This is a genomic window from Syntrophales bacterium (genome assembly GCA_023228425.1).
Lineage (GTDB): Bacteria > Desulfobacterota > Syntrophia > Syntrophales > UBA2210 > MLS-D.
In genome coordinates this window covers 35,567-51,967 of record JALOBE010000007.1, presented here as the reverse complement: position 1 = coordinate 51,967, position 16,401 = coordinate 35,567, and the positions used below count along the sequence as shown (strand labels likewise).

17 protein-coding genes are annotated in these 16,401 nt (G+C 56.2%); all 17 read right to left on the bottom strand.

The window, feature by feature from the left end; genetic code table 11:
• Nucleotides 1-101: 101 nt before the first annotated feature.
• The 17 genes from dksA to uvrB all read right to left on the bottom strand — a co-directional run bounded on the left by dksA (nucleotide 102) and on the right by uvrB (nucleotide 16,246).
• On the bottom strand, nucleotides 102-461 hold the full coding sequence (gene dksA / locus M0Q23_04045; protein MCK9527814.1) for an RNA polymerase-binding protein DksA: 360 nt from the start codon (nucleotides 459-461) through the stop codon (nucleotides 102-104).
• A 256-nt stretch (nucleotides 462-717) separates the two neighbouring features.
• Nucleotides 718-1,191, bottom strand: coding sequence for an adenylyltransferase/cytidyltransferase family protein (locus tag M0Q23_04040; protein ID MCK9527813.1), 474 nt, complete (start codon nucleotides 1,189-1,191; stop codon nucleotides 718-720).
• 39 nt (nucleotides 1,192-1,230) lie between these two features.
• Entirely contained in the window at nucleotides 1,231-1,869 is a 639-nt protein-coding gene (locus M0Q23_04035; GenBank protein MCK9527812.1) for a ComF family protein, read from the bottom strand.
• An 88-nt stretch (nucleotides 1,870-1,957) separates the two neighbouring features.
• Nucleotides 1,958-2,260 (bottom strand): ribosome silencing factor, encoded by a 303-nt coding sequence (rsfS, locus tag M0Q23_04030; protein ID MCK9527811.1) that lies wholly within the window; start codon nucleotides 2,258-2,260, stop codon nucleotides 1,958-1,960.
• A gap of 123 nt (nucleotides 2,261-2,383) precedes the next feature.
• On the bottom strand, nucleotides 2,384-3,679 hold the full coding sequence (locus M0Q23_04025) for an adenylosuccinate synthase (GenBank protein ID MCK9527810.1): 1,296 nt from the start codon (nucleotides 3,677-3,679) through the stop codon (nucleotides 2,384-2,386).
• A gap of 27 nt (nucleotides 3,680-3,706) precedes the next feature.
• Nucleotides 3,707-5,290, bottom strand: a complete 1,584-nt coding sequence (gene serA, locus M0Q23_04020) for a phosphoglycerate dehydrogenase (GenBank protein MCK9527809.1) — start codon at nucleotides 5,288-5,290, stop codon at nucleotides 3,707-3,709.
• Between the two features lie 10 nt (nucleotides 5,291-5,300).
• Nucleotides 5,301-6,437: a phosphoserine transaminase gene (locus M0Q23_04015; protein ID MCK9527808.1), complete on the bottom strand. Its 1,137-nt coding sequence runs from the start codon at nucleotides 6,435-6,437 to the stop codon at nucleotides 5,301-5,303.
• A 273-nt stretch (nucleotides 6,438-6,710) separates the two neighbouring features.
• Nucleotides 6,711-7,289: a CDP-alcohol phosphatidyltransferase family protein gene (locus M0Q23_04010; GenBank protein ID MCK9527807.1), complete on the bottom strand. Its 579-nt coding sequence runs from the start codon at nucleotides 7,287-7,289 to the stop codon at nucleotides 6,711-6,713.
• A gap of 73 nt (nucleotides 7,290-7,362) precedes the next feature.
• On the bottom strand, nucleotides 7,363-8,025 hold the full coding sequence (locus tag M0Q23_04005) for a DUF799 family lipoprotein (GenBank protein ID MCK9527806.1): 663 nt from the start codon (nucleotides 8,023-8,025) through the stop codon (nucleotides 7,363-7,365).
• An 8-nt stretch (nucleotides 8,026-8,033) separates the two neighbouring features.
• Nucleotides 8,034-8,753: a hypothetical protein gene (locus M0Q23_04000; protein ID MCK9527805.1), complete on the bottom strand. Its 720-nt coding sequence runs from the start codon at nucleotides 8,751-8,753 to the stop codon at nucleotides 8,034-8,036.
• 81 nt (nucleotides 8,754-8,834) lie between these two features.
• Entirely contained in the window at nucleotides 8,835-9,113 is a 279-nt protein-coding gene (locus M0Q23_03995; GenBank protein MCK9527804.1) for a hypothetical protein, read from the bottom strand.
• Nucleotides 9,114-9,301: 188 nt separating this feature from the next.
• The gene (atpB, locus tag M0Q23_03990) at nucleotides 9,302-9,955 is read right to left on the bottom strand and encodes a F0F1 ATP synthase subunit A (protein ID MCK9527803.1); all 654 of its coding nucleotides are present in this window, start codon (nucleotides 9,953-9,955) and stop codon (nucleotides 9,302-9,304) included.
• A 5-nt stretch (nucleotides 9,956-9,960) separates the two neighbouring features.
• Nucleotides 9,961-10,326 (bottom strand): ATP synthase subunit I, encoded by a 366-nt coding sequence (locus tag M0Q23_03985; protein MCK9527802.1) that lies wholly within the window; start codon nucleotides 10,324-10,326, stop codon nucleotides 9,961-9,963.
• Nucleotides 10,313-10,618 (bottom strand): AtpZ/AtpI family protein, encoded by a 306-nt coding sequence (locus M0Q23_03980; GenBank protein MCK9527801.1) that lies wholly within the window; start codon nucleotides 10,616-10,618, stop codon nucleotides 10,313-10,315. The genes M0Q23_03985 and M0Q23_03980 overlap by 14 nt, the downstream gene beginning before the upstream one ends.
• Nucleotides 10,619-10,769: 151 nt before the next feature.
• Nucleotides 10,770-11,966 carry an acyl-CoA dehydrogenase family protein gene (locus tag M0Q23_03975; GenBank protein MCK9527800.1) on the bottom strand — a complete coding sequence of 399 codons (1,197 nt, stop codon included), beginning with the start codon at nucleotides 11,964-11,966 and terminating at the stop codon, nucleotides 10,770-10,772.
• Nucleotides 11,967-12,384: 418 nt separating this feature from the next.
• On the bottom strand, nucleotides 12,385-14,235 hold the full coding sequence (gene uvrC, locus M0Q23_03970; protein ID MCK9527799.1) for an excinuclease ABC subunit UvrC: 1,851 nt from the start codon (nucleotides 14,233-14,235) through the stop codon (nucleotides 12,385-12,387).
• Nucleotides 14,219-16,246: an excinuclease ABC subunit UvrB gene (uvrB, locus tag M0Q23_03965; protein ID MCK9527798.1), complete on the bottom strand. Its 2,028-nt coding sequence runs from the start codon at nucleotides 16,244-16,246 to the stop codon at nucleotides 14,219-14,221. The genes uvrC and uvrB overlap by 17 nt, the downstream gene beginning before the upstream one ends.
• Nucleotides 16,247-16,401: the final 155 nt, after the last annotated feature.

The window sequence follows — 16,401 nt, the reverse complement described above, 5'->3', positions numbered from 1 at the left end:
CGATCCCGAAGGTATGGCTACGTTTACAAACACATCACAGGACCGGACAGGATGATGACACAAAAAAAGGGAAACAGGAATGGATCTGTTGAGACGCCTGTTCAGTCGCCCCGTTGCTTTTCAAGTTCCTCCTGCCGTTTCTTGCAGTCGATACACAGCGTCGTAACCGGTCGTGCCATGAGCCTCTTTTCAGAAATCTTTTTGCCGCAGGAACATATGCCGAAGGTGCCGTTGTCGATTCGTTCAAGGGCTTCCTTCATTTTCTTTATGAGTTTTCTCTCGCGATCGCGAATCCTCAGTTCGAAGTCCCTGTCAGATTCCTGTGCCGCACGGTCCGTGAGGTCGGGAAAGCTTTCCGACGACCCGGTCATGCCCGAGACTGTTTTTCCGGCTTCTCGCAGCAGTTCCTCGATCTTCTGATTGAACAGTGCCCTGAAATACTCCAGTTGCTCGGCTTTCATTGTGACGACGTTCCCATCCTCTTCTCAAGATTGACGTTCCCGTAAAAAATCGAAAAACGTCTGATTCAGTATGGCTTTGTAAAAAACTTCTTGAGGCGCGGCGTGCACATCCCGAGGAATGAGGCGTACGTTGAGGTACGCCGCAGTGACGGAAGAGCGCGCGCGACGCAGCATCCGGACTTTTTACGAAGCCGTCAAGTCAAGATTAAGAAATGTGCGTCCTTATATACAATGACAGACTTTTTGTAAAGCAAAATTATGATTCATGCCGGAGTCGCTCTCTGATGCGGGCGATAATGTCCGTTGTCGAGACTCCTGGAACGGAGGGAATGATAACCACCCGCTCTACGACATCCCGCCCTGCCACATCCTTTTCCCTCCAGTCACCGCCCTTCACGAGAATGTGGGGCTCCAGGTATTCGATAAGGCGCTGGGGCGTATCTTCATGGAAAAGTGTCACAAAGTCCGCCGATTCAAGGGCCGCAACGACGGCAACGCGTTCCTCCTCCGGAACTATGGGACGGCCCGGACCCTTGAGGGAAGCCACCGAGGCGTCGCTGTTGACGGCAATGACCAGCACGTCACCAAGGGCCTTCGCCTCGCGCAGATAGGTGACATGGCCCCGGTGAATCAGATCAAAGCATCCGTTTGTGAAAACAATCCGGCTGCCTCGTTCTTTCAGCCCGTCAAGAGTTTTCTTGAGCTCATCCCGGCAAAGAATCTTTTGCATCACAGTTCCCCCATGGTTCAGGCAATGTCAGGCAGGCTGTCAGGCGCGGGCAAGGGCGAGCACGGCGACTTCCCGGACACCGCTTTTCATCAGTACGTGGGTGCACTCCCTGACAGTGCTGCCCGTGGTATAGACATCATCCACCAGGAGCACCTTTAATCCTTCAAGTTCCGTTCCACCCCTTAGGGCAAACGTTCCTCGCACGTTTTCCCGCCGCCGGTCACGCCCGAGTCCGACCTGGGGATGTCCCGGCGCGATTTTCTGCAAGCTCAGGGCATCCACGGGAACGGCAGAGAACCGGGCGATTCTTCGGGCCAGGACCAGGGACTGGTTGAATCCGCGCTCCTTCAGTTTAGCCGCGTGAAGCGGCACGGGAATGATCCGGTCGTAGTCGGCTATGGACAGGGTGTCATAGCTCCACCGGGCCATCAGGGAGCCCAGGCGTTCTCCGGCGGGCAGATGGTTGCGATACTTGAAAAGGTGGATCGCCTCGAGAAGGGGACCGTTGAAGGCTCCGATGGTTCTGGCCCGGGAATAGGGGGGAGGTTTCCTGATACATTCGCCGCAGAGACGGCTGGTATGGTCCGTACCGGCAAAGGGAGTGCCGCACAGAGGGCAGAGCGGTTCCCCGGTCAGCGTGATGCGTCGGAAACAGCTCCCACAAAAAGGATCGTCCATCGGTTCCTCGCGAAGGAGCTCGCCGCAGGTGACACACAGCGGTGGAAAACACAACGCCGCCAGCGCGGACAGGACCGATCCGCGCCTGTCAGGGGATAGGGTCGGCAACGGAGATGTTCCGGGCCTCTTCGGCAACTTCCATGGATGGAGCATCGGACCACAGCCCTTCTAAATTATAGAATTCCCGGAGGGGCTCATAAAAAATGTGAACCACCAGATCTCCATAGTCCATCAATATCCACTGGCCTGCCCGTTCTCCCTCGATCCCAAGAGGAAGGATATTGTTTTTCTTCAGGCCGTCCCTGATGGCCTCCGCGATAGCCTGAACCTGCCTGTCCGAATTTCCGCTGCAGACGATGAAATAGTCGGCGAATGACGAAAGCTCGGATATCCTTATGATGGTAAGCTTCTGCGGGTTTCTTGCGAGGGCTGCATTAACGCAGAGAATGACTCTCTCCTTTGTATTTTCCGGTGGTCGTGACGTGTCTATGGAGTCCTCCTTGCCCGTTTGCCCTCATCGAAAAGGGTTCCGAACTATGATGGTTTCATGCCGGCCCGGCCCCACGGAAACGAGGACTACTTCAGTATCACTCATTTCCTCGATTCGATCGATAAACTTCCTGACGGTGTGGGGCAGATCCTCCATGCTGCGGGCTGTACGGATGTTCTCCTCCCACCCCGCAAGCTCCTCGTAAACGGGCGTGCATGTCGTGAGAGACTCCACGTCGGAAGGCAGGTAATCGATGAGTTCCCCCGTTTCCAGGCGGTATGCGGTACATATCCTGATGGTATCCAGGCCTGTCAAAACGTCCAGCTTTGTCAGGGCAATCCCTGTGATTCCCGAGAGCCGGACCGACTGGCGCACCATGACCATGTCAAGCCAGCCGCACCGGCGTTTTCTTCCTGTGGTGGCCCCGAACTCCTTGCCTTTCTCCTGGAGTCGTCTGCCTGTTTTGTCATGGAGTTCCGTGACAAAAGGGCCGCTTCCCACACGGGTTGTATAGGCCTTGCAGATTCCTATGACGGCTGTTATGTCCGTGGGACCTACGCCGGAACCCGAGCAGGCATTCCCCGCGACCGTGCTTGACGAGGTGACGAAAGGGTAGGTTCCGTGATCGATATCGAGGTGTGTCCCCTGGGCTCCCTCGAAAAGGATGTGCTTTCCCGCCTTAATTGACCGGTCAAGGAGCATGGCCGTGTTGGTGCAGTAAGACCTCAAGCGGTCGGCATAGCCCATGTATTCATCGTGAATTTTTTTGAAACTGACAGGTTTTTCTCCGCAGTAGTTGAGCAGGTAATGATTTTTCTCCCTGATGTTGTATCTCAGTTTACGACTGAATACCTTTTCGTTCAGAAGATCGCTGACGCGGATTCCGACCCGGGAAACCTTGTCCTCGTAGGCCGGACCGATCCCTCGTCCCGTTGTCCCGATTTTCATGGTTTTCTTTTTCGACTCCCGGGCCAGGTCAAGACGACTGTGGTAGGGCATTATGACGTGGGCCGCGTCACTTATATGCAGCATCGTATTTGCATGGAGGAGACCCCGCTGTGCGAGGAGGTCCATCTCTTCAAGCAGAACTTTCGGGTTGATGACCATGCCGCTTCCAAGGATGCAGGTTTTGTTGGCATGCAGGATACCTGACGGAATCAGATGCAGGATAGTCTGTTGATCATTGACTACCAGCGTGTGTCCCGCATTGTTACCTCCCTGGAAGCGCACAATAACATCGGCCTCCTGGGAATAGAGATCGACGATCTTGCCTTTTCCTTCGTCACCCCATTGGGTTCCGACAATAACGATGCTAGCCATGAAGTTCTCCAGGTCCGAAAGATTTCCCTACATTTCTATACGGGTAACGGAAATCATGTTAGGCAGTTGCTTGAGCTGTACCAGGACCGCGTCATTGGCGGGACTGTCGGTACTCAAAACAACGAGGGCCTTCTGGTCGATCAACTCCCTGCTCAGGTTCAGCCGGGCGATGTTGATCCCGATGTTGCCGAGAGTAAGGCCGATGTTGCCGATAACGCCCGGCTTGTCATAATTGTACAGAAGAATCATGTGTCCTTCGGGCATGACGTCCAGGGTAAATTCGTTGATACGCACAATGCGGGGATCGCGCCGCCCGAAGATAGAGCCTTCCACGAGCGATTCCTCCGCCGTGGTGATGATCCGGGAGGATATCATGGTGGTGTAATCCCTGATCTCGGTACTTTTTGATTCGATTACCCGGATGCCGCGTTCCCCGGCAATGATGGGCGCGTTGATGAAATTCACAGTCTCCTTCAGGATCGGCGTCAGGAACCCCTTCAGGAAGGCTATGGTGACGGGAGCAACATTATATTCAAGGATTTCGCCACTATACTGAATCTCTATTCTTCGGGTACCCCCGGTGAGGGTCTGGGACTGCAGCCTACCCATTTTTTCAGCCAGGATAAGGTGGGGTCGCAGCAGGGCCAGGGCTTCCGCGCTCAGGGAAGGGAAATTGACGGCGTTTCTGATTTCTCCCTTCGTGAGATAGTCAACGACCTGCTGGGCGATGGCAATGGCAACGTTCCGCTGGGCTTCGTCCGTCGACGCGCCCAGGTGAGGGGTGCAGATGACGGACTCGTGCTTCATGAGCTTATAGTTTTTTGAGGGCTCTTCTTCAAAAACGTCCAGGGCGGCCCCGGCGACCTTTCGGGAAACAAGGGCCTGGTAGAGATCTTCTTCAACCACGATTCCGCCTCTGGCACAATTGATAATGTACACGCCGTTTTTCATTTTTTCGAATGCCGCGGCGTTGATGAGGCCTCTCGTGTCATCCGTAAGGGGCGTGTGGACGGAGATAAAATCAGACGCGGCCAGGACCTCGTCAAGCGTGTGCAGGCGGATTCCCGCCTTTTCAGCCGCTTCGGGAGAAATGAAGGGGTCATAGGCGATAACTTGCATTTTCAGGCCCTGGGCCCGGTTTGCGACGATGGAGCCGACCCGTCCGATGCCGATGATTCCCAGTGTCTTGTTGTTTACCTCGGATCCCATGAAGGCATTTTTCTGCCATTTTTCAGATTTCATGGAAATGGTGGCCTGGGGTATTTTCCGGGCAAGGGAAAGCATCATCGCGATGGCGTGTTCCGCCGTCGTTATGGTGTTGCCTCCCGGCGTGTTCATGACCACGATGCCGCGCTTGCTTGCCGCCTCGGCGTCCACGTTGTCGAGGCCGATGCCGGCCCGTCCGATTACGGCAAGTTTGTCCGCGCGGGCAATGACGTCGGCCGTTATCTTCGAAGCGCTGCGTACGGCAAGGCCGTCGTAATCCTTGATGACCGCCTTGAGTTCATCCGGCGTCAGGTTGGTCATCACATCCACTTCTATTCCGGGAGTGTTTCTGAAGATATCTATTCCTTCCGGTGACAGTGTATCGCTGACAAGTACTCTTTTCATGGACATCCTTTCATGCTTTCAGAACAGGTATTGTTTCAAGACAGGTCTTCCTGAGGCCCTCGAGGGCGCGAACCAGGTCGTCGGATTCGACAGTGGGGCCGCACCAGAAACGAAATCCCGGGGGAGCATCCTTGTAGGATCCCGTGTCGTGGGCGATGGACGATGCGCTCAGGGTATTGACGACGGTCTTGATGTGCGCCGCCTGTTCATCCTTCGGCAGTTCCCTGAACCGGGGATGGGTGATGGTGAGGCAGACCGCTGTGTTTGACCTGATTTCCTTTCGTGCCGCCAGGAAATCGATCCACTCCAAGCTCGCTACCCAGTCTTCAACGATCGCGAGGTTTTTCATGCTTCGTTCAATGAGACCGTCAAGACCCGTATCGGATGCCCAGGCCAGGGCGTCCAGGTAGTCTTCAACACAGATCATTGAAGGCGTGTTGATGGTGTTGCCCTCGAAAATGCCGCGGTTGACGGTCCCCTTTTCTTTCATGCGGAATACCTTCGGTATCGGCCAGGGAGGTTCGTGGGATTCGATGCGTTCCACGGCCCGGGGACTGAGTACGAGGACTCCGTGACCTGCTTCGCCGCCCAGGCATTTCTGCCACGAGTAGGTGAGGACATCTGTTTTCGACCAGTCAACGGGCATGGCGAAGACAGCGCTCGTGGCATCACATATGCTGAGCCCGCGACGTGAGTCCGGGATCCAGTCCCAGTGGGGTATCTTGACGCCGCTGGTTGTTCCGTTGGCCACGAAGACAACGTCGTTCGACCAGTCGACGGCATCCAGATCGGGAATCTCGCCGTACTCGGCTTTCCGAATGACGGGATTGAGCTTCAGCTGTCCGGCCACATCCTTTGCCCAGCCCTCACCGAAGCTTTCCCAGACAAGAACCGTTACCGGCAGGGGTCCGAGAAGAGACCACAGAGCGGCCTCGAAGGCCCCCGTGTCGGAACCCGGGAAAATGCCCAGCAAGTAGTCGTCGGGTATCCCGAGAATCCGTTTGCTTTCACTGATTGCCCGGGCAAGTTTCTTTTTGCCCAAGGCGCTTCTGTGCGACCGTCCAACGGCCGCTTCTTTCAGGCACGACAGGTGCCATCCGGGACGCTTGCTGCAGGGTCCGGAACTGAAGTTGGAGCGGTGATTCATTCGATACTCCCTGTCATCATGGAGTCATAAAACAACCTGAAACGTATATCAGCATCGATACCTTTACTCAAGTATTAATGACGATATCGAACAAAGTCGAAAAACGTCCACTGCGGGACGGCTTTGTAAACAGGTCCCCAAGACGCAGCGAACGCGTCCTGAAGAATGCATCGTATTCCGGAGTAGGCGCCCGATGGCGGAGGCCGGAGCGCGACGAAGCATCCGGTTACGATGCCGGAGGTCGTGCCTCCGGTGCCATTTTTTACGAAGCCGTCACCGGTGTGGTTTGTCCAGGCGGGATTGGGGCGGAGAGAGACCTTTCCTGTTGATGTAGCCGATGGCCAGCCCTATGTAATGAAGCCCTGATACTCCCGTGAAGGCTGCCGTGACCCAGAAGAGGACAGACGTGAGGAGCGGCGCCGTGATGTCCGGCATGCTGAGAAGAACCAGCGCCGCCAGAACGGTCGCGATCTGCAGGAACGTGGTGACTTTGCTCACAAGCGTGGGTTTCATGTCAAAGGGAACTGCCATGAGGAACAGTATGACGATGCCGAAAAAAATGATGCAGTCCCTGCTTATGACGATAACCGTGAGCCAGCCCGGGAGTACTCCCAGCAGGGCAAGGACGACAAAGGATGAAATAAGCAGCGCCTTGTCCGCCAGAGGATCGAGGTAGGATCCCAACTCGGTTCTCTGGTCAAGGTGGCGGGCAAGGAAGCCGTCGAGCCCGTCGGTTATGCCCGCCAGGGCAAACACAACCAATGCCGCCGCAAAGAATCCCTGAATCAGGAGAATAATAACGACAGGGACAAGAATGATCCTGAACAGTGTCAGCGTGTTCGGAATATTCATCGCCGGCGTCCTGCCTCAACGTCATGTCCGTGAGGTCCCCATCACCCGATGCTGACGGATCGACGGCGGCACGCTACCGTCTCAACCAGCGCCGGTACCAGGGCCGCGTGTCCGGCAGAGGGGGGTTCAGAGCTTCGGGACCTTCGGGAAAGGTGGACAGAACGGTCTCGACTGCCTTTCTGAGAACTTCGCCGCAGGACATGTAGGCTTTCCCCTCCACCCGCTTTCCCGTAATGCCCACATGCCGTTCCGTGGCCGCATGGCTTCCACGCCAAAGGGTTTCGCCCGTCCCGGCCTTCTTGAGCTCGAATGAAGCGGCGACCCGCGTTGAACCGTACAGGAGAGTCCGCGATACGCTCCATTCCGTGAGAGTCGTATAGAGAAGTGCGTCAACACCGAGGGAAGCTGCCGCCCACTGTGTTGAAACACTTAAGGCATCAGTATTCCCGGCAATGGTCTCAAGCCGTTCATCGACGAAGGAAAGAGGGACCTTCGGATAGCACTTGAAATAAAGCTGCTGGAGGAGTTCCTCCCTCAGCATTTCAGACGCCTGGGCATCACCGACCCTGTCATCTACGGGCATGACGGCAATCAGCCGTATCTCATCTCCTTCATCCGCCGCCGTTGCGGCCGGGGGGAGGGTTTCGTCATGAGAAGCCCGGGACATGCATCCCGCCATAACCATGAGCACGATACCAACCAGGACAGTTGCCATTATTCCATTGACCCTGCGCATGGGCGATTTCACCTCGATTGCTGTCGAATATCGACGTCTATTCTGGAATCGGTTCGTTTGAGAATTGCCATGGTCATGCCGGGGAGGCGGGCCGATGAGAGATCGTCGGCAAAGGCTCGGGCGCCTCCTTCCGCGTGAATCTGGAATTCCACCGTGCCGTATTGGATCGTCCGTTCGTGGACTGCCTTGACCCGGGGCAGCGTATTTGCGAGAAACATCTTCAGCGACGTATATTGAGCATAGTTTTCCACGCCGCCAACGGAAAGGATAAAGAGGGCACTCGGCGACGGATCGGTTCCTCTGGAAGCGCTTCCCGGATCCGGGAGTTGTGATCGAAGGCCGTCAAGATCGGCCAGTATCCCGGCAACCCACACCGTGGCCGACAGTGTTACACCGTAGGAACCTCCGTCGCGGGTTTCGTCGAGAACCCTGTATTCACCGATGTACTGTCGTGAAGAAGCCGAGAGGATGGCATCCATGTCGTCCTGCCTGGTGACTCTCACGTGAAGCGGGACGGCCAGGTCCACTGCCCGGACCACGGCGTTTCCGAGGGCGGAGTCGATGGCTCGATTCCTGGCTTCCGCGTAGTTGCTGCTTTCGATTGATGCCGTTCCTTCCGCCGTAACGGTCATTGTTTCCGGACCGGATGCGGCGAAGGCGTGGGATATGGAGAGCCACATGATGCACATGACGAACGCAACGAGCGGGGAAAGGCGCTTTTGTATCAACAGAGGCCTCCTTATGGCCGCCATTCCGAGGGGGAACCGTCCCCGTCCAGGAACCCCGGGACGCAATGTCCGGCAACGTATCTAAAGATTCCTTTTGAGCTTTTCAATTTCTTCCCTGATGATGGACGCGGCGATGTCGGGAAACAGTTCCCTGGCGAGGCGCTCCGCCGTCGCGACAACAATGCCGCGCAATGCTTCGTTGTCGAGAACAGCCTGTCCCGGTCGCTCGTCATCGATCACATCCACAAGGTCGACAATTTCTTCCGGATCGGTCGGGTTGTCCTGACCGGTGTTCCGGTGAATATCATCGGCACCCGGGTTCTCCGGCGCCTGTGTATCCCTGTCATATTCCTGTTCCATGAAAACCGGTCCCTCTCATTATCCCGTTAACGCGGAAGGTATAGGAATCACTATCACACACGTGACGCTCTCTTCAAGGATTTTCCCTCTCCGGTTCTTTTGAATCCGACGGTACGGGGGAAACTGAAAGAGGCTGTGATTCCCGGGAATCGCAGCCTCCTGAGTACCCTGCCTGTCGACGTGGCCGGTCAGTGCGCCTCTTCCAGCGCGCCGCCGATGTACATCATTGCCAGGAGCGCGAACACAACGGTCTGGATAATGCCTCCGAATACCTTCAATACGTAAATGGGGAGAGGAACAAACAAAGGTGCCATGATCAGGGCGATGATGAGGACCAGCTCTTTTCCGAACATATTTCCGAAAAGACGGAGGGAGAGTGAAAGGGGGCGTGCCAGGTGGCTGATGACTTCTATGGGAAACATGATGGGCGCCATCCACCAGACGGGACCGATAAAGTGCTTTATGTAGGCGAATCCGTGTTCCTTGACGCCCACGACGTGCGTCATGATAAAGACGATAAGCGACAGGGCGACGGTTGTGTTGAGGTTCGATGTGGGTGGTTCAAAACCGGGAACAATGGCTATCAGGTTGGATACCAGGATGAACAGGGCGAGTGTCGCTATGAGGGGGAAGAACTGCTGCCCCTTGGGACCCATGGTGTCGACGAGAAAGCGGTTGATTCCCTCCAGGACGACTTCCATGAAATTCTGCACCTTTCCCGGGAAAAACTGGAGGTTTCGCGTGGCCAGGAAGCCGACGGCGATAAGAACGATCATGACAAACCACGTGTAGGTCACGTGGGCGGGAACGTAGGAGTTTTCAAGAAACAAGAAGGGATGCATGGTAGTTACTTAACCTCCTGGGAAAAATTTTTTTGATTCTCCAGCAGTACAGTGGGAATGATCGTCAGCATCACCATTGAAAGACCGACTACAAGGGCGATCACGTTTACGGACGTCCTGGTGATGACGACAAACAGGACGACTGCCGTGACAACGAGGCGGAGGTAAAATCGCGCGATTACCCGCCGCGGAGCCTTGTCGACGGATCCCTCGAGGGCCCGTTTCGCGTCCCGGTACATCCACTGAAAATTGAGAGAACAGATGGTGCCGCCGATCAGAATGCCGAAAGCCACCGGCAGAGAGGCGAATATGAAACATATCACCGAAACCGCCGCTACAACGATCCAGCTTCGCAGCTCAATCTTTTTCAAAAGAGGGTCTTTTCCTCGGCCTGACATTTTTCGGTTTTTTAACCTCTTTCGCCTGCTCTGATTCACGCTGCTCCTGGGCAAGGAGCCGCTTGAGGAAAATGTAAATGTTTCTGAACCCGGCGATGATCCCGATAATCAGGAAGAATACGGTGAAAACGTTCGTGGTGGTTTGAAACTTGCGGTCAAGGTAGGCTCCGAGCAGGAGGCAGCCGAATATCGAAAGAACCATGACAATGCCGAGACTGCTCGCATGGGCCATCTCCACGATCGTTCTCTTCGTATTCTTTTCCATTAAGACCTTCGTAGCCATTGGCGGTGACTAACACAAACGGACAGGCCTGTCAATAGACGGGACAGGACTAAAAACATCCAGAAAAAATGCCATGGTCACGAGACCATGGCATTTTTCAGTTCAGTGTGAATCCTCTCGGTCGGGTAACCGATTAACGACCGCTCTTGAAGTCGTCTCTCATCAGTTCCCGGGCAATGATCATTCTGCGGATTTCCGATGTTCCCGCGCCGATATCCCACAGTTTCTGATCCAGGAAGTGGCGGGTGATGCCGTACTCGGTACAGTAGCCGTATCCGCCGTGAATCTGAATGGCATCGAGGGCAATCTTGACGCCCATCTCGCCGCAGTACAGAAGCGCCGCCGCGGCCATGCGGTCAAGGTCCGTACCCTTTCCACCGGTTTTGTCGTCCTGCTCGTCGCAGTAAGCGGCCGCACTGTAGGCCATCCACTTGGAGGACAGGTAGCCCGTGTACATATTGGCGATCTTTTCCTGCATAGCCTGGAAGGAAATGATCGGCTTGCCGAACTGGACACGTTCCTTGGCATACTTGAGGCTTATTTCAAGGCAACTTCTCTGGGAGCCCAGGGTGCAGCCCGAGAGGGTGATTCTCTCGGTGCAGAGGCCGCTCGTCAGGACGGCGACGCCCTTGTTGTAGCCACCGATGAGGTTTTCCTCCGGCAGTTCCATGTCTTCAAAGGTAACGAGGCCCGTGGGGGAGGTGCGCATGCCCCACTTCTTGATCTTGTCGCAGGACCAGCCGTTGTCCTTTACCTTGTCGATTTCGCAGAAGAAAGCTGAAATTCCGCGGGGGCCCTTCTCAGGTTCCGTCTTGGCGTAGAAGACCATGAAATCCGCAACGGGAGCATTGGTGATAAAAATTTTGCTGCCGTTGATTATGTATTTGTCGCCGCTTTTTACGGCCGTGGTCGACAGGCTCATGGCATCCGACCCTGAATTGGGCTCGGTGATGCCGAGGCAGCCGATTGCCTCGCCGGTGCAGGACGGGGGCAGGAATTTTTTCTTCTGCTCATCCGTGGCGTTCCGGCGGAAGTTGTCGTAGCACAGGGTCTCGCTGGCGCCGACAGTCATGGAGAGCGCGTTGCTCACGCGAGCGATGTTTTCATAGGCCAGCAGTGTTTCCACATAGCCCATGGCCGCTCCGCCGTATTCCTCCTCGAAAACGATGCCGTTGATGCCCAGGTTTCCCGTTTCCTTGAAGAGCGCGGGGGGCATTTCATCCACTTCGTAGAGATGCTCCATCTGGGGCTCCAACCAAGTCGATGCCCAGCGGTATACACTGTCTTCAAGCATCCTCTGTTCTTCTGTAAAGTTGAAATTTAACGCCATAATACTTCCTCCCTCTCAATGTAGTGTTGGATATTCACGTTGCCGAAAACAATTCGAACCCGTGCCGATACATACGATGGTGCGGAAGAACTGGTACTGACAAGGTCTGGGACACCGTCCTCGGAAGGGTGTGCGCGATTGGAACGGCTGGCCGGTGGTTTTTTCATTGTGCCCGTATAAGTTAAGCGTGACGCTGTTAACAAACCGTTGCCCATCAACGAAATGGTCCATGTATAGTACAATTCCAAAAGGCTGTCAAGTTTTTTTATGGCACATGTGGCGGCTCAGTGATAGGCCGGATTCCGTGTCGCGCCCTATCCGCCGTCACTGCGAGGCACCATAGGCGGGTCTCATGGCCGCGGGACTTTTTACGAAGCCGTCCTCTATCGGACGTTTTCCGATTGTACCGACCTTTGCCTCATTCGGGGGTGAGACTGCCGGCACCCGTTGCCACGATCAAATCGGCCAGAGCTGCCCCGATTCCAGGTACGCGAGTCAGTTCCTCCCGCGGCGCCCGCCGGATAGCCTCGTAACTTTTGAAGTGATTCAACAGGGCGTTCTTCTTTTTCGGACCTATCCCGGGCACACTGTCCAGGGGTGACAGGAAGTTTTCGCGCTCCCTGAGTTTCCGATGGTAGGCCAGGGCGAACCGGTGGGCCTCATCGCGGGCGGCCTGAAGCAGGCGGAGGAGTTCCGGGGATTGGGAAAGGTACAGGGGATTTTTTCGTTCCCGCAGATAGACCCGGTCCTCGTCGGTCCGAACCGTTCCGGGGGACGGCGATTTGGCGCGGCGGGTCTCCTTGGCAAGTCCCAGCACATCGACGTCCCGAATGTCCAGTTCCTTCAGGACTGAGAGGGCCACGCCAAGCTGTCCCCGGCCGCCGTCGATGACAATGAGATCGGGCAGGTTCTTCCCGTCGGCGTAGCGGCGTTTCAGGACCTCGTACATCATGGCGTAATCGTCGGCGCCGTCTACGGTTCTGATCCGATAACGGCGATAGTGGTTTCTGTCGGGTGCCCCGTCGCTGAAAACCACCATGGATCCCACAGCGCCGCGTCCCTGGAGGGTGGAAATATCGAAGCATTCGATCCGGCGCGGTGCGTTGCGCAGATGAAGTTTTTCCGCCAGTTCGGTCAGGAGCCGGTCCAGTGACGCGTTCTTCCTGATATGGGCGGCAAGGGCCTCATCGGCGTTCTTGGCGGCGAGGTCCAGCAGGTCACGCCGGACGCCCCTCTTCGGGACGATGACCGAAACATTCCGGCCCCGCTTTTCCGTGAGCCATTCCGCGATGAGCCTCTCATCGTCAATGGTGGCGGGAATGATGACTTCCTCAGGCAACAGGGCCGTTCCGTCGTAGTATTGTTTCAGCAGGGCGGCCAGAGCTTCCTCCGGGGATGCCTTTGTTCTCACCGGGGGAAATGTCCGCTGATCCGTAAGGACACCCTTCCTTATATTCATCATGTACACGGCCAGGCAGTCTTCCCGGCGGGCCGTTCCGAAGACGTCCCGGTCCTTGAAAGAGGGTGAAACGGCGTACTGTTTTTCCAGGGTCTGCTCCACGGCGTTCAGGCGATCCCTCAACCGGGCGGCTTCCTCGAAATTGAGGGCGCGGGCGGCGGCGTTCATGCGCTGCTGAATCATCTTCAGCAGATTGCTGCGTTTTCCCTCGATGAAGAGGACCGCCTCCCGCAGGGTGGTCCGGTAGTCGTCCCGGCTGATGTATCCCACACAGGGTGCCGAACATCGTTTGATCTGGTACTCTACACAGGGGCGCCGCCTGCTCGCGAACTCCCGGTCCCGGCAGGTACGCAGAGAGAAGAACCGGTTCAATATCCGCAGCGTTTCCTTGACGGCGGTGCTGGAGGCATAGGGGCCGAAATAGCGGGCACCGTCTTTTTTTATACGGCGAACCAGTTCGAACCGGGGGAAGTCCGCTCTCGTGTCGAGGCGGATACTGAAATAATTTTTATCGTCCCGGAGCATAACGTTGTAGCGGGGACGATGTTTCTTGATGAGGGTGTTTTCGAGGATCAGGGCCTCTTTTTCCGTGGCTGTCAGGATATAGTCGATATCCTTCACCCGGGCCATGAGAAAGGGAACCATGGCCCGGTCGATGCCGGTGCCGAAGTATGACCTGATACGGCTTTTCAGGTTCTTGGCTTTGCCGGCGTAGATGACAGTTCCCTCGCGGTCCTTCATGAGATAGACGCCGGGGACTGCCGGAGCGGCGGCCGCCTTTTCACGGACTCGATCAGGAACGTCTGCCACGGCTGTCTCCCCATTCCCAGACACCCAACTCCGTCTGAAGGCCCTTCAGTTTCCTGATTCTGTCCCTGAGCACGGCGGCCCGTTCGAATTCCAGCTTTGCCGAAGCCTCTTTCATCCCCTTCGTCAGCGCGTCGATGGATGCCAGGATTTCCTCTTCCGAGAAAGGCTCGTCTTCATCCCCGGTCACGGGAACCGTCACGTAATCAGCCTCATAGACGGAGGTGAGTATATCACTGATTGACTTTGTTATGGTTTCCGGCGTTATCCCCATTTTACCATTGTATTTTTTCTGAATTGAGCGGCGCCGTTTCGTCTCGTCCAGGCATTTCTGTATCGACAGGGTTATCTGGTCGGCGTACATGATGACCCGACCGTTGACGTTGCGGGCGGCCCGGCCGCTTGTCTGTATGAGGGACTGTTCGGAACGGAGAAAACCCTCCTTGTCGGCATCGAGAATCGCCACGAGAGAAACCTCCGGAATATCGAGTCCTTCCCGTAGAAGGTTGACGCCTACCAGGACATCGTGGACGCCCCGTCGCAGATCCCGTATCAGAGCCACCCGCTCCAGGGTTTTTACATCCGAATGGAGATAGGCTACCTTGACGCCCAGACCCCGATAATAGTCGGTGAGGTGTTCCGCCATGCGTTTGGTCAGGGTGGTTATCAGGACCCGTTCGCCGGCGTCGACCCGGACGTTGATTTCCTCCAGCAGGTCGTCCACCTGGCGGGCGGCGGGTTTGACGACAATCTCCGGGTCCATGAGACCCGTGGGTCTGATGATCTGTTCAACCACATACCCGCCTGCCCGTTCCAGTTCATAGGCGGCAGGCGTGGCGGAAACGCAAATCCATTGTCGTGGGAAAGCCTCGAATTCCTCGAACGTGAGGGGGCGGTTGTCCAGGGCTGAAGGAAGGCGGAAGCCATATTCAACCAGGGTCTGCTTCCTCGAACGGTCGCCCCGGTACATGCCCCGCAGCTGGGGAATGGTCTGGTGACTTTCGTCTATGACGATGAGGGCGTCGTCGGGAAGATATTCCATGAGTGTCGGCGGTGGTTCGCCGGGGGCCCGGCCTGTCAGGTGGCGCGAGTAGTTTTCGATGCCCTGGCAATAGCCCATTTCTTCAAGCATTTCAAGATCGAAACGGGTCCGTTGTTCCAGCCTCCGGGCCTCGAGGGGCTTGTCCAGGGAACGCAGTTCCTCCAGTCGCTCGACGAGTTCATCACTGATGGTTTCGATGGCCCGCTTCAGGTCCTCCGCGGGGAGTACATAGTGGCTTCCGGGGTGGATTGTTACCGTCCGGCGCCGTTCCAGGATCTGTCCCCTGAGGGGGTCGGCAATGGCGATGGTCTCAAGAGTATCGCCGAAGAATTCAAGACGTATGACCCGGTCCTCGGCGTAGGGTGGAAACAGTTCCACCGTGTCGCCCCGTACCCGGAAAGTCCCCCGGTGGAAATCAGTATCGTTACGGTCGTAGTGCAGTTCAACGAGCCGCGTGATCAGAAGGTCCCGATCGACATCGTCACCCTCGGAGAGAAAGGCCCGCATGCCGCTGTAGCTCTCGGGTGAACCGATACCGTAGATGCATGAAACGCTTGCCACGATGATCACGTCTCTCCGATCCAGGAGTGATCGCGTTGCCGAGTGCCGTAGTTTGTCTATCTCATCGTTGATGGACGCGTCCTTTTCTATGTACGTATCAGTACCGGGGAGGTAGGCCTCGGGCTGGTAATAATCGTAGTAGCTGACAAAGTATTCAACGGCGTTCTCCGGGAAAAAACCCTTGAACTCACCGTAGAGCTGGGCGGCGAGGGTCTTGTTGTGGGCGATCACCAGGGTCGGCCGGTTCATTTTTTCGATGACGTTGGCTATGGTGAAGGTCTTTCCGGAACCGGTGACGCCGAGAAGGACCTGGCAGGGAACGTGTGATGCCGCTCCCCGGGCCAGTTCCTCGATGGCCGTCTTCTGGTCTCCCCGGGGCAGAAAGTCGGTTGTCAGTTTGAAGAGGTCCATGGAATGTACGAAGTCGAATCGGTTGTTTACGTAATTAACCGTACTATATCATGATACAAACGTGAAAGCGACCGGGTCTGTGACGAAGGCGGCACAAAGCTTTTACCGGCACCATGGCCGGACACTCGGCCGGCCCGGCCATGCGGGTAATCGGT

Excerpts from the sequence above, each read along its gene's own strand:
- dksA (MCK9527814.1), bottom strand. The coding sequence starts at position 461 with ATGAAAGCCGAGCAACTGGAGTATTTCAGGGCACTGTTCAATCAGAAG.
- M0Q23_04040 (MCK9527813.1), bottom strand. The coding sequence starts at position 1,191 with ATGCAAAAGATTCTTTGCCGGGATGAGCTCAAGAAAACTCTTGACGGG.
- M0Q23_04035 (MCK9527812.1), bottom strand. The coding sequence starts at position 1,869 with ATGGACGATCCTTTTTGTGGGAGCTGTTTCCGACGCATCACGCTGACC.
- M0Q23_04025 (MCK9527810.1), bottom strand. The coding sequence starts at position 3,679 with ATGGCTAGCATCGTTATTGTCGGAACCCAATGGGGTGACGAAGGAAAA.
- serA (MCK9527809.1), bottom strand. The coding sequence starts at position 5,290 with ATGAAAAGAGTACTTGTCAGCGATACACTGTCACCGGAAGGAATAGAT.
- M0Q23_04015 (MCK9527808.1), bottom strand. The coding sequence starts at position 6,437 with ATGAATCACCGCTCCAACTTCAGTTCCGGACCCTGCAGCAAGCGTCCC.
- M0Q23_04010 (MCK9527807.1), bottom strand. The coding sequence starts at position 7,289 with ATGAATATTCCGAACACGCTGACACTGTTCAGGATCATTCTTGTCCCT.
- M0Q23_04005 (MCK9527806.1), bottom strand. The coding sequence starts at position 8,025 with ATGCGCAGGGTCAATGGAATAATGGCAACTGTCCTGGTTGGTATCGTG.
- M0Q23_03995 (MCK9527804.1), bottom strand. The coding sequence starts at position 9,113 with ATGGAACAGGAATATGACAGGGATACACAGGCGCCGGAGAACCCGGGT.
- atpB (MCK9527803.1), bottom strand. The coding sequence starts at position 9,955 with ATGCATCCCTTCTTGTTTCTTGAAAACTCCTACGTTCCCGCCCACGTG.
- M0Q23_03980 (MCK9527801.1), bottom strand. The coding sequence starts at position 10,618 with ATGGAAAAGAATACGAAGAGAACGATCGTGGAGATGGCCCATGCGAGC.
- M0Q23_03975 (MCK9527800.1), bottom strand. The coding sequence starts at position 11,966 with ATGGCGTTAAATTTCAACTTTACAGAAGAACAGAGGATGCTTGAAGAC.
- uvrB (MCK9527798.1), bottom strand. The coding sequence starts at position 16,246 with ATGGACCTCTTCAAACTGACAACCGACTTTCTGCCCCGGGGAGACCAG.